The sequence below is a fragment of the Streptomyces sp. F001 genome, assembly GCF_004187715.1.
GTDB lineage: Bacteria > Actinomycetota > Actinomycetes > Streptomycetales > Streptomycetaceae > Streptomyces > Streptomyces flavusporus.
This window is the reverse complement of record NZ_QZWF01000011.1, coordinates 184723-207021: the sequence shown is the minus strand read 5'-3', so window position 1 is coordinate 207021 and position 22299 is coordinate 184723. Positions and strand designations below refer to the sequence as shown.

17 protein-coding genes and 1 pseudogene are annotated in these 22299 nt (G+C 71.9%); 10 read left to right on the top strand and 8 right to left on the bottom strand.

Translation table 11 applies throughout. The annotated features are described in order from the left end of the window. The first annotated feature begins 1 nt into the window (after position 1). From StrepF001_RS30985 to StrepF001_RS30975, 3 genes are all read left to right on the top strand, one after another. The gene (locus tag StrepF001_RS30985; protein WP_129801510.1) at positions 2-2383 is read left to right on the top strand and encodes a molybdopterin cofactor-binding domain-containing protein; all 2382 of its coding nucleotides are present in this window, start codon (positions 2-4) and stop codon (positions 2381-2383) included. 126 nt (positions 2384-2509) lie between these two features. Continuing rightward, a complete protein-coding gene (locus StrepF001_RS30980) occupies positions 2510-3967 on the top strand; it encodes an NCS2 family permease (protein WP_129801509.1) in 1458 nt (485 codons plus the stop codon). Between the two features lie 49 nt (positions 3968-4016). Further along, the gene (locus StrepF001_RS30975; RefSeq protein ID WP_129801508.1) at positions 4017-5168 is read left to right on the top strand and encodes an XdhC/CoxI family protein; all 1152 of its coding nucleotides are present in this window, start codon (positions 4017-4019) and stop codon (positions 5166-5168) included. Positions 5169-5209: 41 nt separating this feature from the next. On the opposite strand, the gene StrepF001_RS30970 is transcribed toward StrepF001_RS30975, so the two are convergent. From StrepF001_RS30970 to StrepF001_RS30960, 3 genes and pseudogenes are all read right to left on the bottom strand, one after another. Then, positions 5210-5650, bottom strand: coding sequence for an SRPBCC family protein (locus StrepF001_RS30970; RefSeq protein WP_129801507.1), 441 nt, complete (start codon positions 5648-5650; stop codon positions 5210-5212). 9 nt (positions 5651-5659) lie between these two features. Then, positions 5660-6893: pseudogene (locus StrepF001_RS30965) on the bottom strand (GDSL-type esterase/lipase family protein). Positions 6894-6971: 78 nt separating this feature from the next. Next, entirely contained in the window at positions 6972-7544 is a 573-nt protein-coding gene (locus StrepF001_RS30960) for a TetR/AcrR family transcriptional regulator (protein WP_129801506.1), read from the bottom strand. 165 nt (positions 7545-7709) lie between these two features. On the opposite strand from StrepF001_RS30960, the gene StrepF001_RS30955 reads away from it, so the two are divergent. From StrepF001_RS30955 to StrepF001_RS30945, 3 genes are all read left to right on the top strand, one after another. Further along, a complete protein-coding gene (locus tag StrepF001_RS30955; RefSeq protein WP_129801505.1) occupies positions 7710-10580 on the top strand; it encodes a BTAD domain-containing putative transcriptional regulator in 2871 nt (956 codons plus the stop codon). Between the two features lie 81 nt (positions 10581-10661). Next, positions 10662-12623, top strand: a complete 1962-nt coding sequence (locus tag StrepF001_RS30950; protein WP_240797755.1) for a BTAD domain-containing putative transcriptional regulator — start codon at positions 10662-10664, stop codon at positions 12621-12623. A 92-nt stretch (positions 12624-12715) separates the two neighbouring features. Then, positions 12716-13717 (top strand): helix-turn-helix domain-containing protein, encoded by a 1002-nt coding sequence (locus tag StrepF001_RS30945; RefSeq protein ID WP_240797754.1) that lies wholly within the window; start codon positions 12716-12718, stop codon positions 13715-13717. A gap of 103 nt (positions 13718-13820) precedes the next feature. Here StrepF001_RS30945 and StrepF001_RS30940 read toward each other — a convergent pair whose 3' ends face one another. From StrepF001_RS30940 to StrepF001_RS30925, 4 genes are all read right to left on the bottom strand, one after another. Then, positions 13821-14558: a YoaK family protein gene (locus StrepF001_RS30940; RefSeq protein WP_129801504.1), complete on the bottom strand. Its 738-nt coding sequence runs from the start codon at positions 14556-14558 to the stop codon at positions 13821-13823. Then, positions 14539-15063, bottom strand: coding sequence for a DoxX family protein (locus tag StrepF001_RS30935; RefSeq protein ID WP_129801503.1), 525 nt, complete (start codon positions 15061-15063; stop codon positions 14539-14541). Before StrepF001_RS30935 ends, StrepF001_RS30940 begins: the two co-directional genes overlap by 20 nt. A gap of 42 nt (positions 15064-15105) precedes the next feature. Further along, positions 15106-15768, bottom strand: a complete 663-nt coding sequence (locus StrepF001_RS30930) for a hydrolase (RefSeq protein ID WP_129801502.1) — start codon at positions 15766-15768, stop codon at positions 15106-15108. A 141-nt stretch (positions 15769-15909) separates the two neighbouring features. Beyond that, positions 15910-17799: an amidohydrolase gene (locus tag StrepF001_RS30925; protein ID WP_129801501.1), complete on the bottom strand. Its 1890-nt coding sequence runs from the start codon at positions 17797-17799 to the stop codon at positions 15910-15912. Between the two features lie 349 nt (positions 17800-18148). Here StrepF001_RS30925 and StrepF001_RS30920 point away from each other — a divergent pair, with 349 nt between their 5' ends. The 3 genes from StrepF001_RS30920 (at position 18149) to StrepF001_RS30910 (ending at position 20546) form a co-directional block, all read left to right on the top strand. Beyond that, positions 18149-19120, top strand: coding sequence for an alpha/beta hydrolase (locus StrepF001_RS30920; RefSeq protein WP_129801500.1), 972 nt, complete (start codon positions 18149-18151; stop codon positions 19118-19120). Between the two features lie 35 nt (positions 19121-19155). Continuing rightward, positions 19156-19875, top strand: a complete 720-nt coding sequence (locus StrepF001_RS30915) for an alpha/beta hydrolase (protein WP_129801499.1) — start codon at positions 19156-19158, stop codon at positions 19873-19875. Positions 19876-19970: 95 nt separating this feature from the next. Next, complete coding sequence (locus tag StrepF001_RS30910; RefSeq protein WP_129801498.1) at positions 19971-20546, top strand: DNA starvation/stationary phase protection protein; 576 nt, start codon at positions 19971-19973, stop codon at positions 20544-20546. A 29-nt stretch (positions 20547-20575) separates the two neighbouring features. Here the strand turns inward: StrepF001_RS30910 and StrepF001_RS30905 are convergent, their stop codons facing one another. Next, positions 20576-20818: a hypothetical protein gene (locus StrepF001_RS30905; protein WP_129801497.1), complete on the bottom strand. Its 243-nt coding sequence runs from the start codon at positions 20816-20818 to the stop codon at positions 20576-20578. A gap of 183 nt (positions 20819-21001) precedes the next feature. Here StrepF001_RS30905 and StrepF001_RS30900 point away from each other — a divergent pair, with 183 nt between their 5' ends. Continuing rightward, the gene (locus StrepF001_RS30900; RefSeq protein WP_129801496.1) at positions 21002-22075 is read left to right on the top strand and encodes an NAD(+)/NADH kinase; all 1074 of its coding nucleotides are present in this window, start codon (positions 21002-21004) and stop codon (positions 22073-22075) included. The last annotated feature ends 224 nt before the right edge of the window (positions 22076-22299 follow it).

Sequence of the window (22299 nt, the reverse complement as noted above, 5' to 3'; positions counted from 1 at the left end):
GATGCCGACCAACGGCGCACCCACAAAGATCACCCAGGGCTCCCGGACCAAGGGCGGCATCGGCGAGTCCACGCTCCGCCCGGACGGCACCCTCAAGGTCACCGGCGAGTTCGCGTACTCGTCCGACATGTGGCACGAGGACATGCTCTGGGGCCAGATCCTGCGCTCCACCGTCGCCCACGCCGAGATCGTCTCCATCGACACGAGCGAGGCCCTCGCGACGCCGGGCGTCTACGCCGTCATGACGTACGACGACCTGCCGACCGAGGTGAAGAACTACGGCCTGGAGATCCAGGACACCCCGGTGCTCGCCCACGGCAAGGTACGGCACCACGGCGAGCCGGTCGCGATCGTCGCCGCCGACCACCCGGAGACCGCCCGCCGCGCCGCCGCCAAGATCAAGGTCGACTACCGCGAACTGCCCGTCATCACCGACGAGGCCTCCGCGACCGCGCCGGACGCGATCCTCGTCCACGAGAACCGCGACGACCACCACATCGGCCACGTCCCGCACCCGAACATCGTGCACCGCCAGCCGATCGTCCGAGGGGACGTCGGGGCGGCCCGGGAGCGCGCCGACGTCATCGTCGAGGGCGAGTACACCTTCGGCATGCAGGACCAGGCCTTCCTCGGCCCCGAGTCCGGCCTCGCGGTCCCCGACGAGGACGGCGGCGTCCACCTCTACATCGCCACCCAGTGGCTGCACTCCGACCTGCGCCAGATCGCGCCCGTGCTCGGCCTGCCCGAGAGCAAGGTGCGTATGACGCTGGCCGGCGTCGGCGGTGCGTTCGGCGGACGCGAGGACCTGTCGATGCAGATCCACGCCTGTCTGCTCGCCCTGCGCACCGGCAAGCCCGTCAAGATCGTCTACAACCGCTTCGAGTCCTTCTTCGGGCACGTCCACCGCCACCCGGCGAAGCTCCACTACGAGCACGGGGCGACGAAGGACGGCAAGCTCACCCATGTGAAGTGCCGCATCGTGCTCGACGGCGGTGCGTACGCCTCCGCCTCCCCGGCGGTCGTCGGCAACGCCGCCTCCCTCGGCATCGGGCCGTACGTCGTCGACGACGTCGAGATCGAGGCCCTCGCCCTCTACACCAACAACCCGCCGTGCGGGGCGATGCGCGGCTTCGGCGCGGTCCAGGCGTGCTTCGCCTACGAGGCGCAGATGGACAAGGTGGCCGGGCAACTCGGCCTGGACCCGGTGGAGTTCCGGCGGCTCAACGCCATGGAGCAGGGCACGATCATGCCGACCGGGCAGCCGGTCGACTCCCCGGCCCCCGTCGCCGAACTCCTGCGCCGCGTCAAGGCGATGCCGATGCCGCCGGAGCGCGAGTGGGAGAGCTCCGAGGGCGTGGACGTACGGCAGCTGCCCGGCGGTCTGTCCAACACCACGCACGGTGAAGGCGTCGTACGCGGCGTCGGCTACGCGGTCGGCATCAAGAACGTCGGCTTCTCCGAGGGCTTCGACGACTACTCCACCGCCAGGGTGCGCATGGAGGTGGTGGGCGGAGAGCCCGTCGCCACCGTGCACACGGCGATGGCGGAGGTCGGCCAGGGCGGCGTCACCGTCCACGCGCAGATCGCCCGCACCGAGCTGGGCGTCACCCAGGTGACCATCCACCCGGCGGACACGCAGGTGGGCAGCGCCGGTTCGACGTCGGCCTCGCGGCAGACGTACGTCACGGGTGGCGCGGTGAAGAACGCCTGCGAGCTCGTCCGCGAGAAGGTCCTGGACCTCGGCCGCCGCAAGTTCGGTCCGTACCACCCGGCCTGGGCGACGGCGGAGCTGTTGCTCGAGGGCGGCAAGGTCGTCACCGACGGCGGCGAGGTACTGGCCGGCCTGGTGGACGTCCTCGAGGACGAGGCCGTGGAGGTCGAGGAGGAGTGGCGGCACCGGCCGACCGAGGCCTTCGACCTGCGCACCGGCCAGGGCAACGGCCACGTCCAGTACTCCTTCGCCGCGCACCGCGCCGTCGTCGAGGTCGACACCGAGCTCGGCCTGGTCAAGGTGATCGAGCTGGCCTGCGCCCAGGACGTCGGCAAGGCACTCAACCCGCTGTCCGTCATCGGCCAGATCCAGGGCGGTACGACCCAGGGCCTGGGCGTGGCGGTGATGGAGGAGATCGTCGTCGACCCGAAGACCGCGAAGGTGAAGAACCCCTCCTTCACGGACTACCTGATCCCCACCATCCTCGACACCCCGACCATCCCGGTCGACGTCCTCGAACTCGCCGACGACCACGCCCCGTACGGTCTGCGAGGCGTCGGCGAGGCCCCCACCTTGTCCTCGACTCCGGCGGTCCTCGCGGCGATCCGCAAGGCGACCGGCCTGGAGCTGAACAGGACGCCGGTACGCCCGGAGCACCTGACGGGAACGTGACCCCTCCGGGGGTTCAGCAGGTGAATTCTTCTGGGGGACTCCGTCCCCCAGACCCCCATGTTCGTCTCGGGCCGTCCCCCGGGTCGTGAATATCCCAACCCCCTTTGAAACTTGGGAGACGGCACCATGGCCCAGCAGTCACTCGAGCCCAGGACCACCGCCGAAGATGCGGGCGAAGGAACCCGCACCGCGGCCGGCAGGTCCTGGCTCGACCGGTACTTTCACATATCCCACCGAGGATCCACGCTCGCGCGCGAAGTCCGCGGCGGCATCACCACCTTCATGGCGATGGCGTACATCCTCCTCCTCAACCCCCTGATCCTGTCCGGCAAGGACGCCGCCGGGGACACGCTCGCCCAGCAGGCCCTGATCACCGCGACCGCGTTCGCGGCGGCCCTCACCACGCTGCTGATGGGCCTCTTCGGCAAGGTCCCTCTCGCACTCGCCGCCGGCCTCTCCGTCTCCGGTGTCCTCGCCTCCCAGGTCGCCCCCCAGATGACCTGGCCGCAGGCGATGGGCATGTGCGTGATGTACGGCGTGGTCATCATGCTGCTGGTCGTCACCGGCCTACGCGAGATGATCATGAATGCGATCCCGCTGCCGCTGAAGCACGCGATCACCATGGGCATCGGTCTCTTCGTCGCCCTGATCGGCTTCTACAAGGCCGGTTTCGTGCACCAGGGCGAGGCGACCCCGGTCACCCTCGGCCCGGCCGGTGAACTTGCCGGCTGGCCGGTCCTGCTCTTCGCCGTGACCCTGCTCGCGATCTTCATGCTCCAGGCGCGCGGCATCCCCGGCGCGATCCTGATCGGCATCGTCGGCGGCACCCTGCTCGCCGTACTCCTCAACACACTGGACGTCATCGATCCCGGGCAGTGGGCGAGCGGTGCCCCCGAACTGCACGGCAGCGCGGTCTCGATGCCGGACTTCTCGATCTTCGGCAACGTCGAGTTCGGCGGCTGGGGCGAGGTCGGCGCGATGACCGTCGGCATGATCGTGTTCACGCTCGTGCTGGCCGGTTTCTTCGACGCCATGGCGACGATCATCGGCGTCGGCACCGAGGCCAGGCTGGCGGACGCGCAGGGCCGGATGCCGGGTCTGTCGAAGGCGCTGTTCATCGACGGTGCGGGCGGCGCGATCGGCGGTGTCTCGGGCGCCTCGGGTCAGACGGTGTTCGTGGAGTCGGCGACCGGTGTCGGCGAGGGCGCCCGTACGGGCCTGTCGTCCGTGGTGACCGGTCTGTTCTTCGCGGCCTGCCTGTTCTTCACCCCGCTGACGGCGATCGTGCCGGGTGAGGTCGCGGCCGCCGCCCTGGTGGTGATCGGCGCCATGATGATGATGAACGCCCGGCATGTGGACTGGTCCGACCGCGCCACCGCGGTCCCGGTCTTCCTGACCGTCGTGATCATGCCGTTCACGTACTCGATCACCGCGGGTGTCGCCGCCGGTGTCATCTCGTACGTCGCCATCAAGGTCGCCCAGGGCAAGGCGCGCGAGATCGGCGCCTTCATGTGGGCGCTGACCGTGATCTTCGTCGTCTACTTCGCCCTCAACCCGATCGAGAGCTGGCTGGGCGTCCACTAGCCGCTCATCCAAGTGCCCTCCACACACCCGCCGTTAAGGAGACCGAGAGATGCTGGACATCGCCGAAGAGCTGCACCGGTGGGTCGAGCAGGGACGCGACTTCGCGGTGGCCACCGTGGTGGCCGTCGCCGGCAGCGCCCCGCGCCAGCCAGGCGCCGCCCTCGCGGTGGACGCCGACGGCACGGCGATCGGTTCGGTCTCCGGCGGGTGTGTGGAGGGCGCGGTCTACGAGCTGTGCGGGCAGGCGCTGCAGGACGGTGAGCCGGTCCTGGAGCGCTTCGGCTACAGCGACGAGGACGCCTTCGCCGTCGGGCTGACCTGCGGCGGCATCATCGACATCCTGGTCACACCGGTACGGGCGGACGATCCCGTCCGGTCGGTGTTCGCCTCCGCACTGTCCGCCGCCGCGCGAGGGGAGGCGGCGGCGGTGGCGCGGATCGTGGCCGGCCCGGCGGAGCTGACGGGCCGTGCGCTGCTGGTCCGCCCCGACGGCTCGTACGACGGCGGCTTCGGCGCCCACCCGGAACTGGACCGCACGGTCGCGGCCGAGGCGGGCGCCTTCCTGGAGGCCGGCCGCACCGGCACCCTGGAGATCGGAGAGCGGGGCTCTCGCTGTGGAGCACCGCTCACGGTTCTGGTCGAGTCGTCGGTCCCCGCCCCCCGGATGATCGTCTTCGGGGCGATCGACTTCGCGTCGGCACTGGTCCGCGTCGGCAAGTTCCTCGGCTACCACGTCACGGTGTGTGACGCCCGCCCCGTCTTCGCGACCCGCACCCGCTTCCCCGAGGCCGACGAGATCGTCGTCGAGTGGCCCCACACGTACCTGGAGCGCACCGACGTGGACGCCCGCACGGTCCTGTGCGTCCTCACCCACGACGCCAAGTTCGACGTACCCCTGCTCAAGCTCGCACTGCGCCTGCCGGTCGCGTACATCGGCGCGATGGGCTCCCGCCGCACCCATCTGGACCGCACCGCACGCCTGCGCGAAGTCGGCGTCACCGAGCCGGAGTTGGCGCGTCTGCGCTCACCCATCGGCCTCGACCTGGGCGCCCGTACACCGGAGGAGACGGCCCTGTCCATCGCGTCGGAGATCGTCGCCGACCGGCGCGGCGGCAGCGGGATGTCACTGACCGGCGCGCACACCCCGATCCACCACGAGATGCCGGCGGCGTCGGCGGGGCGGATCGAGTCGGTGGCCTGAGCGGCCGTCCGGCCGACGCCCTGACCGGCCGTCGGACACCGTCACGGCCGCCGCAGCAGCCGGTTCACCGCCCGGCCGAACACCGCACGTGCCGCCCGCTCCAGGACCGGGTCGAACATGCCGGGCAGGAGGCGGAGCCGGAGTTCCTCCCGCCAGAGCACGCGCGTACGGCCGCCGGGGCCCGGACGGACCTCGATCTCCGCCCAGCCCCGCACGACCCGGCCGCGTTTCTCCAGACGGCACAGGCCGGGGGTGTCGTCGGCCGGCGGCTGCCAGACGGTGACCTCCATCCGGTCGGCGAAGGCGAACGGGCCGATGCCGGAGCGGGCGACGAGGACCGTGCCCTCGTGTGTCGGTGGGGGCGTCGTCACGGTGACGCGGGTCATCGGGACCACCTCGCCGTGGCGGGGCCAGTCGGTGAGCCGGTGCCACGCTTCGGGCAGGGGGAGAGGTGCTGTGCGTTCGAGGAGGAAGGTGGCCACGGGAAGATCCTAGGCAGACCGACCCGGGAACCTTTCCGACGCTTCGGCGCAGGTGATTGACGAGCTGTGGCTCACGAACGGGCCGTCGGCGGTGAAGGCGAGCTCCGCGAACCGTTCGCCCATGCGGAGATGGGTGGCGGCGTCCGGGTGGAGTTCGTCCGGCAGGGGGAGTTCGGCGTGGTCGGCCTCGCCGTAGAGTGCGCGCCCGTCGAGGTGGTGCAGGTTCGGGTCGTCGGCCGCTCGCTGCTCCACGATCCGGGCCAGCTCGTCCCGGATGACACCCAGCGTGAGTTTCCCGCTCGCGCGCTCCGCCGGGTCGCCCGCGGCCCGGAACCGCAGTCGCCCGGCGCTGAGGGCGGTGAAGTCCGGGACACTGGGGCCGGGCGTGTCCTCGTGGATGGGGCACAGGATGGGCGAGACGACCAGCAGCGGCGTGCTGGGGTGGCCTTCGCGGACGGTGTCGAGGAAGCCGTGGACGGCCGGGGTGAAGGCACGCAGGCGCATCAGGTCGGTGTTGACCAGGTTGATGCCGATCTTGATGCTGATCAGGTCGGCGGGGGTGTCCCGCAGGGTGCGCGCGGTGAACGGGTCGAGCAGGGCGCTGCCGCCGAGACCGAGGTTGATCAGCTCCACGCCGGCGAGTGCGGCGGCGCGGGCCGGCCAGGTGGCGGTGGGGCTTGCAGCGTCGGAGCCGTGGCTGATCGAACTGCCGTGGTGCAGCCACACCTTGCGGCCACGGGCCGGTACCGGCTCGACGGGTGCGTCGGTGCGCAGGGCGACGAGTTCGGTGGTCTCGTTGTGCGGCAGCCAGATCTCGACGTCCTTCATCCCGTCGGGCAGGCCGGTGAAGCGGAGGGTGCCGGGCGGGCCGGGCCGGCTCCTGGTGGTTGCCGGTGGTCATGTCGATGGTCAGGGTGTTGCCGCCGGTCACGCTGCCCTGGCCGGCCAGACGGCCGTCGACGAGCAGGTCGTAGATGCCGTCCGGGCGTGGCGGGGCGCCCGCGTAGACCCGTTTGGTGGGCAGTGTGTCCAGTTCGACGGCGGTGGCCTCGGTGCGCAGGGCCAGCCGTACGCCGGAGGGCTGGGACTCCGCCATGGCGAGCTGTCCGTCGGCGCACTGGGCGCGGGCCCGGGCGGGCAGCCGGTGCGGCAGCACACCGTGCGCGGTGTGTTCCAGTTCGAGGGCACCGCGCAGGAGGTCCGCGGTGATGGGCGTGGTGATCCAGGTGGGGTGGGGGTGCATGGCCTCGGCCTGTTGATGGAGAGGGGCGCTCGGATCGAGGGTCTTCTGCTCGGATCGAGGTTTTCGGGAGGTTCCGGGTCAGGGCGTGGGCGGCCAGTTGCGCAGAAGGGCGTCGAGGGCGTCCAGGATTCGTGTCCAGGACTCCTGCGCGTCGGGGGCGCTGTGACTGAATCCGCCTGCCGTCTCCAGGCTGACGTAGCCGTGGAAGACGCTGCCCAGCAGCCGGACCGCATGGGTCTGGTCCGGCTCCGCCAGGTCGTAGCCGCGCAGGATCGCCCGCGTCATCTGTGCGTGTCTGACGCCGGCGCCGGCCGCGGCCGTCTCGGGGTCGAGCCTGAGTTGCGCCGCGGCATAGCGCCCGGGGTGCTCCCGGGCGTAGTCGCGGTAGACGTCGGCGAAGGCGATCAGTGCGTCCTTGCCGGCCCGCCCGGCGAGGGCGTCGGCGGCCCGGTCGGCGAGTTCCTCCAGGGCGAGCAGGGCGATCCTGGTCCTGAGGTCCTGGGAGTTCTTCAGATGCGAGTACAGACTCGCGACCTTGACATCGAACCGTCGGGCCAGCGCCGAGACGGTCACCTGGTCGAAGCCGACCTCGTCGGCCAGTTCCGCCCCGGCCAGGGCCAGGCGTTCCGGGGTCAGTCCTACACGTGCCATAGCCTTCCCATCATTCGACAGGCTTGATTATGCAACTGCCTAATACTTTTAGGCAAGCTGCTCTGCCGGTTCGCGGCAGGGCGCCACATCCGGTCCGTAACTCTGGGTAATGCTTTAGGTGACGTACAGTTGAGCCCTGGACGGGGCGACCGGAGGGGGGATGACGTGCCGTTGGAGTCGGTGCGGTTCGCGATCCTGGGGCCGGTCCGCGTCTGGCGTGCGGGGCAGGAGCTGAGCCTCGGGCGCCCTCAGGAACGGGCTCTGCTGGCCCTGCTGCTGGTTCGGGCAGGTCAGCCCGCCGCCATCCACGACATCGTCACCGCACTGTGGGGTCCGAACCCACCGCGCAGCGCGGTCAATGTGGTCCGCCGCCATGTCGGAACGCTGCGCCGCCTGCTGGAGCCGGGGCTACCGACCCGCTCGGAGGGCCGCTGGCTGCACCGGGACGCCGGCGGCTACCGACTCGTCACCGACAGCGACTCACTGGACCTCCTCCACTTCCGCAGGCTGCGCGAAGAGGCCCGGCAGGCCGCCGCGGACGGGGCGTACCCAGGGGCCGTGGAGCTCCTGACGGAGGCACTGGCCCTCTGGCAGGGACCGGTCGCCTCCGGAATCCCCCCGGAGACCCGTGCGCACCTGGCGCTCGACGCACTGGAACACGAGTACCTCACGGCCGTGCGGGAGGCCGCCGACGCCGCCCTGCACGCCGGTGTGCCGGACGCGGTCCTGCCCGTACTGCGCAGTGCCGCGGCCGGCCACCCGCTGGACGAACCCCTGCTGGCCAGGCTGATCCTCGTCCTGGCCGGCACCGGTCTGCGGCCGGAGGCACTGAGCACCTACCAGACCGTCAGGGCACGGCTCGCGGACGAGCTGGGGATCGACCCCGGTCCGGAACTGAGCGACGCCCACCGGGCGGTCCTGGCCGGCCCACCCGCCCCGGCCGCCGGGGCCGGGCCTCGCCCCGCCACACGGACGGCCGCCCATCCCGTCCCCGTACAACTGCCGCACGAACTGCCGGTCTTCACCGGTCGGCGGGCCGAGCTGGATCAGGCGCTCGCGCTGTTCGCCGACGATGCGCGGACGGCCGGGACGGTGGTGATCGGTGCGATCGGCGGGATGGCGGGCGTCGGCAAGACCACGCTCGCCGTGCATCTCGCCCACCGGATCGCCGACCGGTTTCCCGACGGTCAGCTCTACGTCAACCTGCGGGGCTTCGACCCCTCCGGGGCGATCATGGAACCGAGCGAGGCGGTACGCGGCTTCCTGGACGCCCTGGGCGTGCCGCCCGAACGCATTCCCCGCCACGTGGACGCACAGAGCGCGCTCTACCGCAGCGTGCTGGCCGGACGCCGGGTCCTCGTCCTGCTGGACAACGCGCGCGACACCGACCAGGTACGGCCGCTGCTGCCCGGCACCCCCGGCTGTCTCACCATCGTCACCAGCCGCAACGAACTGTCCGGCCTGGTGGCCGCGCACGCGGCCCATCGGCTGACCCTGCGTCCGTTCGACGCCGACCAGGCACGGGCCTTCCTCGTCCGCCGGCTGGGATCCGAACGCGTCACGGCCGAGCCCGGGGCGGTGGACGAGATCACCCGGCTGTGCGCCGGACTGCCGCTCGCGCTGGCCTGCGTCGCCGCGCGCGCCGCCGCCCACCCGCACTTCCCGCTGTCCGCCGTCGCCGCCGAACTGCGCGAGGCCCACGGCAGCCTCGACGCCTTCGCCAGAACCGACACCTCCGCGGACGTCGGCACGGTGTTCTCCTGGTCCTCCCGTGTCCTGACGCCGGAAGCCGCCCGGCTCTTCCGGCTGCTCGCCCTGCACCCCGGCCCGGACTTCACGGCACCGGCCGCGGCCGCCCTGGCCGGCCTTCCGGTACGGCGGGCACGGCTGCTGCTGGCCGAGCTCTCCGGTGCCCACCTCATCAGCGAGCACGCCCCCGGCCGCCACACCTTCCACGACCTGCTGCGCGCCCACGCCGCCGAACTCGTGCACGCCGAGCACCCGGAGGCCGAGCGCCGCACGGCCGCGCACCGCCTCTACCAGCACTACGCGCACACCGCCCACGCCGCCGGTGCGCTGCTCGCGCCGAACGGGGATCCCGTGCCCCGGCCGACCCCGGCAGACGTGCAGGACGTACCCCCCGAGCCGCTCGCCGACGACCATCACGCCCTGGCCTGGCTCACCGCCGAACACCCCGTGCTGCTCGCCGTCCTCGACGCGGCCGCCGGCTCCGGTCACGACCGGCTCGCCTGCCTGCTGGCCTGGTCGCTCGAGCCGTACTTCGACCGGCGCGGCCACTGGCACGACGGGCTGGCCGCGCAGCGCACCGCGCTCGACGCCGCCCTCCGGCCGGCCGACCGTGCCCTGGAGACCCGGGGGATGCGCGGACTGGCCCGGGCCGAGGGCCGACTGGGCCTGCACGAGCTGTGCCGCCCCCGCCTCGACCGTGCCCTGGCCATGGCCACCGAACTGGGCGACGCCGTCGGCCGCGCGCACACCCACCGCAGCCTGGGCTGGGAGAGCGAGCAGCAGGGCGATCTCGCCGGTGCCCTCCGGCACAACCAGCTGGCCCTGGACCTCTTCCGGGCCACCGGCCACCAGGCCGCGGAAGCCGGTGTCCTCAACTCCGTCGGCTGGTACCACTCCCAGCTCGGAGAGCACCGTGAGGCGCTGCGCCACTGCTTCCGGGCCCTGACCCTCCTGCAGGAACTGGGCGACCGCTACGGACAGGCCGCCACCTGGGACAGCATCGCCTACGCCTACCACCACCTGGGCCGCCACCCGCAGGCCCTCCTCGGCTACCGCAACGCGCTCGCGCTCTACCGGGAACTCGGGGTGCCGTACATGGAGGCCGAGACGCTCAGTCACATGGGCGACACCCATCTCGCGACCGGCAACCTCCCGGGCGCCCGCGCCTGCTGGCAGCAGGCCCGCGACCTCTTCACCGCCCTCGGACACTCCGGCGCCGACCGGGTCGCTGCCCGGCTGGCCGGGCAGCAGGGCCACGAGCAGGAGGAACATGTCGGCCCTGCGTGACGGCGGGCGCTTCTACGCTGTGCGGGGGCGCGGCCGGTCCGGCGTCCGACGGTGCGCGGCGGCAAGACGGAGCTCAGAACGATGATGCGGTTCGAGGTGCTGGGGCCCCTACGGGTGTGGCAGGGGGAGCGGGAGCTGGATCTCGGGTATCCCCAACAGCGCGCTCTGCTCGGTCTGTTGCTGGTGCAGGTCGGCCGTCCGGTGCAGTTGAGCGAGATCGTCGACGCGCTGTGGGCGGGCAGGCCGCCGGCCACCGCGCGGAACGTGGTGCGCCGTTACGCCGGTTCGCTGCGGCGGCTGCTCGAACCGGGACTGCCGCCGCGGGCGCCCGGACGACGCCTGCTGCGCCGCACCGGCGGCTATGTGCTGGAGGCGGAGACCGAGGAGGTCGATCTGCTGCGGTTCCGCGACCTCACCAGGCGGGGCAAGCGGGCCGCCGTCACCGGACGGCCCGAGGTGGCGGTGCGGCACTTCGCCGACGCGCTGAGCCTGTGGCAGGGGCGGGTGGCGATGGGCGTGCCCGCGGCCACGCGCGAGCACGCGCCGTTCGCCGACGTGGAGCGCGAGCTGGCGCACACCACGCAGATGGCGGCCGACGCGGCACTGCTGTGCGGCCGCACGGAGCGCGTTCTGGCCAGCCTCCGCCAGGCCGTCGAACTCGACCCGCTCAACGAGTCGTTGCACGCCAGGCTGGTCCTGTCGCTGGCGGCATGCGGACTGCAGGCGGAGGCACTGGCGGCGTACGACGACGTCCGCCGCCGGCTGGACAAGGAACTCGGCGTCTCTCCCGGTCCCGAGCTCGGCGCGGCCCACACCCGGGTGCTCCGTCAGCAGGTACGGCCGCTCGACCGGCCGACGCGGACGGCAGGCCCAGTGCCCGGCACGGCGCGGCCGGACCCCGTCGAGCCGTACGCCCGGCCCGCTCAATTGCCGCCCGACCTCACCGTGTTCGCCGGCCGACGAGCCGAACTCGCCGCCCTCACCGACGTTGCGGCGACCTCCGCCGGAGCACCCGCGACAATCCTGATCACCGGAATGGCAGGCATCGGCAAGACCACGCTGGCGGTGCACTGGGCCCACCAGATCGCCGAGCGGTTCCCGGACGGCCAACTCCACATCGAGCTGCGCGGCTTCGACCCCGCCCGGCCGGCGCTGCACCCCCCGCAGGCGCTGCGCATGATGCTCGGAGCGCTGGGCGTGCCCCCGGACCGCGTCCCGGAGGAGGACTGCGTGGACGCGCTCGGCGGCCTGTACCGCAGTGTGCTGGCGGACCGGCGGATCCTCATCGTCCTCGACGACGCCGCCGACGCCGAACAGATACGCCCGCTGCTGCCCGCCTCGCCGGGCTGCCTGGCCGTGGTCACCAGCCGTAACGCACTCGCCGGCCTGATCGCCTCCGGCGCCCACCCCCTGCGCCTGGAACCGCCGTCCCCGGCGGACGCCCGCTGCACGCTGGGCCTGCGGATCGGACCCGCCCGCCTGGCCGCCGAGCCCGAGGCGGCCGACGAGATCGTCGCCCGGTGCGGCCGCCTGCCCCTGGCGCTGGCCGTGGTCGCCGCACGCGCCGCCGGCCGCCCGGACTTCCCGCTGTCCGCCATCGCCGCCGAACTCCGTGCCTCCCACGGCAGCCTCGACGCCTTCTCCGCCGTCGACGGCGCCACCGACCTCAGGGCCGCCTTCCTGTGCTCCTACCGGCTGCTGCCGCCCGAGAGCGCCCAGCTGTTCCGGCTGCTGTCGCTGCACCCCGGCCCCGACATCGCCCCGGCCGCCGCCGCCACCCTGGCCGGCCTTCCCGCCCGCCGGGCCCGGCTGGTCCTCGGCGAACTCGCCGACGCCCACCTCGTCACCGAGCATCTGCCCGGCCGCTACGCCCTGCACGACCTGGTGCGCGACTTCGCCGCCGAACTCACCGAGGCGTACGACGACGCCGGTCGCGCGCCGAACCCGGGGCAAGTCCGGAAGAGTCCGCCGAAAGAGGCCGTGTCACTTCCTTGTCACTTCTTTTGCACACCGGCCGACCTACGCTCCGAACCGAGCGGATGACGGCCTGACCAGGGGCGCCGGGCAACCCGGCCCGCGACGCCGTCACTGCTTCACGCACAGACGGTTTCGGCTGGCCTCGGAGGCGACGGCGGATGATGTCCCATACCAGCACCATCGAGGCTCGGGACGAGGAGACGGGCGCGCCACGGCGGACGCCGCTGCGGCAGGACAGGCAGGCCAGGCAGGACATGATGTGCCGGATGCCCGGGGGCCTCGACATCGTCGTCACCGACGCGTCGGCCACGGACCTGCCCAGGGAGAAGCGACCGCACCCGTCGCCCGGCCCGGCAGGCGACGATCCCCGCCCGGCCCGGCGGCCGCTCCGGCTGACCGCCCGGGCCGGCGGCGAGTATCTCTTCGTGGGCATTCGCGGCGGCCACGGCACACCCACCCCGCAGGAACCTGTGGACGTCTCCCTCAGCCCGGGAGACATCTGCTTCTACGACCTCCACCACCCGACGACGCTGGACTTCCCGGAGCGGTTCCGCACCAAGGTGTTCCTCGTGTCGCGCGAATCGCTCGGGCTGGAGGAGTCCGACGTACACCGGCTCACGAGCACGCCGGTGGCCCGCACCTCCCGCCTGGGCGCCCTGCTGTCGCCGTTCCTGTCCGACCTCGCCGACACCGCCGCCGCGTCCCGCCCTCCGGTCGGCGAGATGCTCGCCCGGAACGCCGTGAACCTCCTGGCCGTCCTCGCCGTGGAGCAGCTGGGCGGGGACGGGCCGGGCACACCCGACGCCCCGTCACCGCTGATGACGCGGATCCGGGAGTACGTGGAGCTGCATCTGGCGGACCCCGATCTGGCACCGGAGACGATCGCCGGCGCCCACTACATATCCGTCCGGTACCTGCACAAGCTGTTCAAGGACGAGGGCACGACGGTCGGCCGGTGGATCCAGCGCCGCCGACTCGAGGAGTGCCGACGTGAACTCATGCTGCACACCCGGGGACACCGGACCATCGCGGCGATCGCCAACCGCTGGGGCTTCCTGAGCGCCGCGCACTTCAGCAGGGTCTTCCGCGCCGCCTACGGCATGTCTCCCAGCGAGTGGCGGGACACAGCAGGCCGGGCCGCGCGGGCCGACCGGCGCTGATCCGCCGGGCCGGGTACGACGGAGCCGTCACGGCCGAGCGGATCGACCGTGACGGACGGGACATCGCGGACCGGTGCGCCCCGCAACCGGCGGCGCCCGCGCCTCAGGACGGAGGCCGGGTCCAGGCGGGACCGGAGGCCGAGAGGCGGTAGGCGATCACCGAGGTGACCGCGATCAGCAGCAGCGTCAGACCCAGCGCGAGGACCAGATGGTCGTGCACCACGAGCAGGCCGCCGACCAGCGCCCCGAGGAACATGGCCAGCACGGACACGATCCGGCGCCCGGGCCGGGGTGCCGCGCCGCCGGCCGGGTGGGAGTCCGCGGCCAGCCCCGTCAGGGTCAGCGTCAGGACGGTGGTGGTGAGGTCCGGGACGCCCAGGCGCCGGGCGACCGCGTTCTGCAGGCCCATGGCGATGCCCAGAAACACGATCAGGGTGTACTGGACGCCGGTACCGACCCTGCCGTCCGTCACCGCGGCGACGACCAGGGTCACGGCGACCAGCACCGTCTGGAGGGCCGTGGCCGCCCCCAGCAGGTGGCCGCGGTGGGCGGCGAACCGCGTGCCCAGCCGTCCGCCCGCGAGCGCGCCGAGCAGGAACGCCACGAGCGAGACGACGGAGGCGGGTGCGGACAGACCGTCGGCGCCCGCCAGAGCGAAGCCCAGGAAGACCACATTGCCGGTCATGTTGGCCACGAAGACGTGCCCGAGGGCCAGGTAGCTCACCGCGTCGACCACGCCGGTCACCACGGTCAGGGCCAGCATCAGCGGAGGCAGCGGTCCGTGCCGGTCGCCCGCGCGCGGCACGATCGTGCGGAAGGCGTCAGTCAGCAGCGCGCGCATACCGGTTCCCTTCCAGTGCGGCGGCCGGACGGTGCAGCACCGCGCGGGTGAGCAGGCCGCTCAGCGGTCCTACCAGGATCGCGGCCACCGCGAGCCACACCGGCCAGGGCATCAGGCCGAGCGCGTCGTCCATGGACCAGCGGCCCGGCCCGGTCAGGGCCAGAGCGGCGCAGACGACGACGAGGACCAGGGGGTACTCGTAACCGTCGTTCTGCACCCACAGCCCCTTGGGCCACTTGACGGTGCCGGCGACCGTCATCACGCCCATCGCGGCCATCGCCGCCAGGGGTGTCAGCAGCCCGGCCGTCAGAAACAGGCCGGCGCCGATCTGACTGCCGCCCGCGGCGATCGCGGTCAGCAGGCCGCCGCGGAATCCGTCGCGGCGGAACTCCTCGGTCCCGCCCGCCAGTCCGTTGCCTCCAAGGAGGTGACTCACCTTCTGCACGCCGTGACCGGCGATGAGCAGCCCCACCACCAGCCGGAGGACCAGCAGTCCAGCATCCATCGTGTTCCTGCCTGTTCCTGACGTTCCGTCGTGTGCCGTGCGTCAGCCGGCGGCGTGGGCGCCGATGACGGCCTGGGCGTAGACGATGCCGAGGCCGTACGCCCCGCCGTGCTCCTTCACCACGTCGGTGACGGGCCCGTAAGTCTCCGTACGGGCCCAGTCCCGCTGGAGCTCCAGCAGCACCTGCACCCACGTCACCGGTATCGCACCGCCCTGGATCATGCGCTGCACGGCGTGCTCGTGGGCCTGCGGGCTGACACCGCCGGACGCGTCGGTGACCACGTACACCTCGTAGCCCTGGGCGATCGCGGACAGCGTGGGCAGGACGACGCAGACCTCGGTCCACAGGCCGGCGATGACGAGCTTCTTGCGCCCGGTCGCCTTGACGGCCTCGACGAAGGCGACGTCCTCCCAGGCGTTCATGGTGGAACGGTCGATGATCTTCTGGTCGGGGAAGACCGCGGCCAGCTGGGGCATGATCGGGCCGGAGAAGGACTCGGCGGCCACGGTGCTCAGCACGACCGGGACGTCGAACGTCCTGGCGGCCTTGGCCAGGCCCACGGTGGAGTTGATGATCGCGGAGCGGTCGCCGCTGCCGGTGCCGAAGAACATCTGCGGCTGGTGGTCCACGAACAGCACCGCGCAGTTGTCGGGGGTCAGCAGGTCGGGGCTGGGAGCCGCGGTGACCTCGGCGATGTCGACCATGAGAAGTGAGCCTTTCGGTGTGAGTGCCGGTGCGGACGGCTGCCCGCGCCGCGTTGAAGAACCGTCCGGTGGACGGAGCTCGGGGTGGTGTCCCGGCCGGGGCGGCCCAAGTGCCCGGCCCCTGCCGGGAGTTCGCAGGAGTCAGAGAACGAAGCAGGGATCCGTCGGCGGGACGGCGGTCTCGGGGGTGAGGCCGCGCCGGGCGCGCCACTGACGGTGCCGCTCCGACTCGGCGATCGCCTCGCCGAGCAGTTCGGCCTGGCGGGCGCCGGTCGTCCCCGTCCCGGGGGTGGCCTGGTAGCCGCCGAAGTGGGCCACGGGGCTCCACTCGGGGCTGACGGGAGGCAGTTCCTCGTCGAGGCCCTCGTACTCGGCGGCGGCGTACACGATCCGCCCGCCGGTGACCGTCAGCAGGGACTCGATGTGCGCGATGTCCGGCTCCGCGACCGTGAAGTAGTCGTCCGACAGGACCGCCAGGTCGGCGTAGCAGCCGGGGCGCAGGACGCCCTTGACGTCCTCCTCGCCGGTCAGCGCGGCGCCCGCGCGGGTGAACATCGCCAGTGCGGTCTGCCGGTCGACGCGGTTCTCCGGCGGACGCAGGGCGAGATCGCCGGCGGTGCGGCCGCTGACCAGCCAGTGCAGGGCCACCCACGGGTTGTACGTGGAGACCCGGGTGGCGTCCGTGCCGCCGCCGACGGTCAGTCCGCGCTCCAGCATGGCCCGGATCGGCGGGGCGTCCGCGGCGGCGCCGGGTCCGTAGCGGCGCAGGAACGCCTCGCCCTGGAAGGACAGCCGGTTCTGCACGGACATCGCCCCGCCGAGCGCGGCGATACGGTCGAGGCTGTCCGCGGACACGGTTTCCGCGTGGTCGAAGAGCCAGCGGTTTCCGGCCGGGAAAAGCCCTTCCGCGGCGAGCTTCTCGAAGACCGCGAGATCGCGGCGAATGGTCTCGTCATACGTGGCGTGCAGCCGGAATCCCCAGCCGTTCTCCATGAGGAGGCGTACCGCCTTCTCGAACTCCGCCTCGTAGTCGGGGGTGAGTTCCGGACGGGGCTGCGTGAAGTTCTCGAAATCCGCTGCCGCCCAGGTGAGGTTCTCGCCCGCGCCGTTGAGGCGCAGCCATGCGTCCCCGTCCTCGGGGCGGGCCATTTCGATCCAGCGGGCGAGGTCGTCGATCTCCTGGCCGGGCGTCTGCGGGAAAAGGTGATAGGCGATACGCAGCGACAACTCGCCGGCCTCGGCCAGTTCGATGACGGTGCTGTAGTTGTCGGGGAAGTTCTGGAATCCGCCGGCGGCGTCGATGGCCGAGGTCAGTCCGAACCGGTTGAGTTCGCGCAGGAAATGCCGGGTCGAGGTCTTCCGGTGCTCGCCGTCCAGCACCGGCGCCTTGGCCAGCGTCGAGTACAGGATGAGCGCGCTGGGCGCGGCCAGCAGCATGCCCGTCGGCTCCCCGTCCCGGCCGCGCACGATCTGGCCGCCCTTGGGATCGGGGGTGTCCTTCGTGAATCCGGCCGCCTTGAGCGCCGCCCGGTTGAGCACGGCCGACTGGTACAGGTGCAGGACGAACACGGGCGTGTCCGGGGCTGCGGCGTTCAGTTCGGCGACGGTCGGCAGCCGCCGTTCGGTGAACTGCTCGGCCGACCAGCCGCCCACCACCCGCACCCACTGGCCCTTCGGGGTCCGGGCCGCCTGCTCACGCAGCATCGCCAGGCCCTGCCGCAGCGTGGGAACGCCGTCCCAGCGCAGTTCCAGTACGTAGTTCAGGCCGCCCCGGATCACATGCAGGTGGGCGTCGTTGAGGCCGGGCACCATCCGGCGGCCGAGTGCGTCGACCACCTTCGTGGCCGGGCCGATGTGCGGGGCCATGTCCTTGTCGTCCCCGACGACCGTGATGACGCCGGCGCGCACGGCGAGCGCCTCGGCCTGCGGGCGGTGCGGGTCACCGGTGTGGATCTTCGCGTTGCGGACCACGAGTTCCGCGGCATCGTCGACGGCTCGGGGAACCAGCCCGCCGACGGGTATGGGTGACACCTTTCGCAACTCCCTTGGGAATGTAAGAACTTGGGGACGTAGGAATTCGGTTTCCCACCGGCACTCAGCCTGCCCCGGAAAAAGGGACTTCTGTGTCCTGTCCGTGCACTCGATTCGTCCTCAGAGCGCACAGGCCGTCCCCCTCAAGTCCCCCTCACCGCCGTTACCCGGACCGGCGGAAGGATTTCCGTGCGTTGTGGGACCAGCCGTGGTGCGCTGGCGGACAATTCCCCACCGCCCGGCGGATTTAGCGTGGCGAGCGGCGGCACCGGGGTGCTCTGCGCACGGCCCGGGGTCGTTTCCCGCCGGAAAGCCCGGCGTAGCGCACGAGACACCAGGAGACACACACATGTCCGATGCCGTCGAGCCGGTCCAGCCGGTACTGGAACCCGCGGCAGCCGCCTTCGCGGAGGCCACAGCCAACCCCCCGTACCTGTTCGACCTGCCCCCGGCGGAGGGGCGCAAGGCCGTCGACGAGGTGCAGTCCGGCCCGATCGAGAAGCCGGAGACCGACGAGGAGTGGATCACCGTCGAGGGCGGTCCGACGGGCAGCGTCCGGGCCCGCATCGTCAAGCCCGCCGGCGCCGCGGACACCCTGCCGGTGATCCTCTACATCCACGGCGCGGGCTGGGTGTTCGGCAACGCCCACACCCATGACCGCCTGGTCCGGGAACTCGCCGTCGGCGCCGACGCCGCCGTGGTCTTCCCCGAATACGACCTCTCTCCCGAGGCCCGCTACCCCGTCGCCATCGAGCAGAACTACGCCGTCGCCCAGTGGGTCGTCCGGCAGGGTGCGAGCAAGGGGCTCGACGGCTCCCGGCTGGCCGTCGCCGGCGACTCCGTGGGCGGCAACATGACCGCCGCGCTGACCCTGATGGCCAAGGAGCGCGGTGACGTCCCGCTGGTGCAGCAGGTGCTGTTCTACCCGGTCACGGACGCCGCCTTCGACACCGGTTCGTACCACCAGTTCGCAGAAGGCTACTTCCTGCGCCGCGACGGCATGCAGTGGTTCTGGGACCAGTACACGACCGACGAGAGCGAGCGCGCCCAGATCACCGCGTCGCCGCTGCGCGCCACCACCGACCAGCTCACGGGCCTGCCCCCGGCCCTGGTCATCACCGGCGAGGCGGACGTGCTGCGGGACGAGGGCGAGGCGTACGCGAACAAGCTGCGCGAGGCCGGCGTCCCGGTCACCGCGGTGCGCTTCCAGGGCATCATCCACGACTTCGTGATGCTCAACGCCCTGCGCGGGACCCACGCCGCCGAAGCCGCCATCACCATGGCCGTCACCACCCTGCGCGCCGCGCTGCACACGGCCTGAAGCCGGCCGTTCCGAGCATCCGAGGAGACACAGACATGAGCACGTCCACACCCACGGTGGTCCTCGTCCACGGCGCGTTCGCCGACGCGGCGAGCTGGACCGGGGTCATCGAGGAACTGCAGAAGGAGGGCGTTCCCGTGGTGGCTCCGCCCAACCCGCTGCGGGGCCTGGCGTCCGACGCCGCCTATATCGCCTCCGTCGCCGCCCAGATCGACGGGCCCGTCGTCCTGGTCGGCCACTCCTACGGCGGTGCGCTGATCACCGTGGCCGGTGTCACGGAGAACGTCGTCGGGCTGGTCTACGTCGCGGCCTACGTCCTGGAGGAGGACGAGAGCCTCGGCGAGCTGCAGGGCCGGTTCCCCGACTCACCGCTGGTCAGCAACCTCAAGCAGGCCACGTACCCCGTCGAGGGCGCGGACCCGGCCGTCGAGGTCACCATCACCCCCGAGGCGTTCCCCGGCATCTTCGCGGCCGACGTCCCCGAGGCGGTCACCAAGGTGCTCGCGGTGGCGCAGCGTCCGCTCGCCGCCTCGGCCTTCACCGAGACGGCGGCTGCGGCGGCGTGGAAGACCAAGCCGTCCTGGGCGGTCGTGGCCGGTGCCGACCAGGCCATCGACGCCGAGGTCCAGCGCTTCGGCGCGAAGCGGGCCGGGGCCACCGTCGTCGAGATCGAGGGCGCCTCGCACGCCGTCGCGGTCTCCCAGCCGAAGAAGACCGCCGACGTGATCCTCGACGCGGTGCGCGCGACGAGCTGACCGCGCGCCACCCCTGGCCGTGCGGACGCGATCGCCGATCACGTCCGCACGGCCACCGACGTACGACGAATCCCCGAACCGCAGGAGGCGGACCCATGACCACCAGCTCCCCGCACGTGAGCAGCCAGCCGTGGCTGCATCAGAAGGGCGAGATCATCCAGGAGTTCGGAACCGTCAAGCAGTTCCCGCTCGGCCTGTCCTACGAGACACGCATGTACTCCTGCCAGCGGCTGAACAAGGTCCTGGCGGACACGCAGATCCTCTACGGCCTGTACAAGAAGCACCACTGGCTGATGCGCGGGGCGACCTTCTACCAACTGCACCTGGTGCTGGACAAGCACGCGGGGGAACAGCTCGCCCTCGTCGACGCCCTCGCCGAGCGGGTCCAGACCCTCGGCGGTGTCGCGGTGGGAGATCCCCGGCACGTCGCGGAGATCACGTCGATTCCGCGCCCGCCGGACGGCGTGGAGGAGGTGCCCGCCATGCTGTCCCGGCTGCTGGAGGCCCACGAGACGATCCTCGCGGACGTCCATGACGCGGCGTCCCGCACCGGCGAGCTGGGCGACGACGGCACCAACGACCTGCTGGTCTCCCAGGTGATCCGGACCGGCGAACTGCAGGCGTGGTTCCTGGCCGAGCACCTGGTCGACACACCCCTGGTCCGTGCCTGACCGGCCGCCCCTCCTCCCTTGAGGAGCCCCTAGGAACGGAGCTCCGGGGGCTCCTTGTCGGTGCCGAGGTCTGCTTCGATGTCGTAGCCCACGGGGCCGTGCCCCGCCGTGGGCAGCGCGATGTCGGCGCCGAGATCGAAAGCGGCGCTCCCGGCGGCCTCGGCGAGGGCCTCCTCCTCGCGGCGCCTTACGGCCTGCTCGTGGTGCTCGGTGATCCGCTCGACGATGCCGCGGGCGCCGTGATGGTGGTGGGGCTGCTCGGATTCGCTCATGGCGCCATTCTTCGACTTAGTCAGTACATGTCACAACAAAGGTCGTATGAACGGAGGATGACGGCAGGTCCCCCGGAGAGGGCATCCATGTGCCGCACGACCGCGCATGGAGTGCGATGTTGTGATCGACTCGATGTGACGTCCCCGTGCCCGAGCGAGTGACGTGACGTCGAGGAGGCAGAGATGACGGTGAGCCGGCTCGGCCTGGTCGTGCACGGTGGGCGTGCGGAGGCCGTGGAGGCGGCCCGGGCGGTCCGGGCGTGGTGCGAGGAGCACGCCGTACGGTGCACGGACATCGATGTCTGGGACGAGGGACGGCGGCGCAGTGCCCAGGAGGAGGTCGAAGCCGCGGGCGATCCCGACCTCATCGTCACCCTGGGCGGCGACGGCACTTTTCTGCGCGGCGCCCGGCTGGCCGCCGAGCACGACGCCCTGGTCCTCGGGGTCGACCTGGGCAGGGTCGGTTTCCTGACGGAGGTCTCCGCCGCCACGGTGCGCTCGGCGCTGGACGCGGTGCGGGAAGACCGGTTCCAGATCGACAGCCGTATGCTGCTCACCCTGCGCGCCTCCTGCCGTCTGCAAGTGCCGGCGAGCATGGAGGCCCTGATGCAGTACGGCCGCGGGCCGCTCCTGCCGTCTCCGCAGGTGCTCCCCGACTGCCAGGTCGACGCCGAGTGGGGCATCCCCCTGAACGTCACCGCGCTCAACGACGTCGTACTGGAGAAGCTCTCCAGGGACCGCCAGGTGTCGGTCGGTGTCTACGTCTCCGGTCGGCTCCTGGCGTCCTACTCCGCCGACGCCCTGCTGGTCGCCACGCCCACGGGCTCGACCGCCTACAGCTTCGCCGCCGGCGGACCCGTCGTCTCGCCCCGGGCGGACGCCCTGGTCTTCACACCGGTCGCCCCGCACATGGCGTTCAACCGCTCGGTCGTCACGGCCCCCGACGAGCCGATCGGCCTGCGCGTGCTCGAACGGTCGGGACAGGCCGCGGTCAGCATCGACGGTCAGGTGCGGGGGGTACTCAACCCTGGGGACTGGATCGGCGTGTACGCCGCCCCGCACCGACTGCGGGCCGTCCGGCTGGGGCGGATGGACTTCTACGGCCGGCTGCGCGAGCGGATGAGGCTGACCGACGCCCCTGCCGCGGTCGCCGACGGAACCCCCGCCCCGCTGTGGTCGGTGACGACGCCTCCACCGGGAGATCTGGCCCATCTGACGCTGCTCACGGCCCCGGGGGAACAGCCCCCCACGGGCTGACGTACGCGTTCTCCGTAAGAACGCCATGACCGGTGTGTGTCACGGGTGTTGACGCCACGCCCGGAGTGAAGCCATCCTCGCCGAGGCGAAATCCCGCATGGCGTTCGCTATTTCGAACGTCGGCGGCGTCGCGTATCACCATGGCGCCACACAGCAAGGAGAGTGACGGCGGCCTCGTTGTCGAACCGGTTCGAAAGAGGGCGGCAGCGAGCGGCGTCGAACCG

What these genes read in the sequence shown, in the direction of transcription:
- StrepF001_RS30985 (WP_129801510.1), top strand. Translation starts at nt 2, where the DNA reads ATGCCGACCAACGGCGCACCCACAAAGATCACCCAGGGCTCCCGGACC.
- StrepF001_RS30980 (WP_129801509.1), top strand. Translation starts at nt 2,510, where the DNA reads ATGGCCCAGCAGTCACTCGAGCCCAGGACCACCGCCGAAGATGCGGGC.
- StrepF001_RS30975 (WP_129801508.1), top strand. Translation starts at nt 4,017, where the DNA reads ATGCTGGACATCGCCGAAGAGCTGCACCGGTGGGTCGAGCAGGGACGC.
- StrepF001_RS30960 (WP_129801506.1), bottom strand. Translation starts at nt 7,544, where the DNA reads ATGGCACGTGTAGGACTGACCCCGGAACGCCTGGCCCTGGCCGGGGCG.
- StrepF001_RS30950 (WP_240797755.1), top strand. Translation starts at nt 10,662, where the DNA reads ATGATGCGGTTCGAGGTGCTGGGGCCCCTACGGGTGTGGCAGGGGGAG.
- StrepF001_RS30945 (WP_240797754.1), top strand. Translation starts at nt 12,716, where the DNA reads ATGATGTCCCATACCAGCACCATCGAGGCTCGGGACGAGGAGACGGGC.
- StrepF001_RS30940 (WP_129801504.1), bottom strand. Translation starts at nt 14,558, where the DNA reads ATGCGCGCGCTGCTGACTGACGCCTTCCGCACGATCGTGCCGCGCGCG.
- StrepF001_RS30935 (WP_129801503.1), bottom strand. Translation starts at nt 15,063, where the DNA reads ATGGATGCTGGACTGCTGGTCCTCCGGCTGGTGGTGGGGCTGCTCATC.
- StrepF001_RS30930 (WP_129801502.1), bottom strand. Translation starts at nt 15,768, where the DNA reads ATGGTCGACATCGCCGAGGTCACCGCGGCTCCCAGCCCCGACCTGCTG.
- StrepF001_RS30920 (WP_129801500.1), top strand. Translation starts at nt 18,149, where the DNA reads ATGTCCGATGCCGTCGAGCCGGTCCAGCCGGTACTGGAACCCGCGGCA.
- StrepF001_RS30915 (WP_129801499.1), top strand. Translation starts at nt 19,156, where the DNA reads ATGAGCACGTCCACACCCACGGTGGTCCTCGTCCACGGCGCGTTCGCC.
- StrepF001_RS30910 (WP_129801498.1), top strand. Translation starts at nt 19,971, where the DNA reads ATGACCACCAGCTCCCCGCACGTGAGCAGCCAGCCGTGGCTGCATCAG.
- StrepF001_RS30905 (WP_129801497.1), bottom strand. Translation starts at nt 20,818, where the DNA reads ATGAGCGAATCCGAGCAGCCCCACCACCATCACGGCGCCCGCGGCATC.
- StrepF001_RS30900 (WP_129801496.1), top strand. Translation starts at nt 21,002, where the DNA reads ATGACGGTGAGCCGGCTCGGCCTGGTCGTGCACGGTGGGCGTGCGGAG.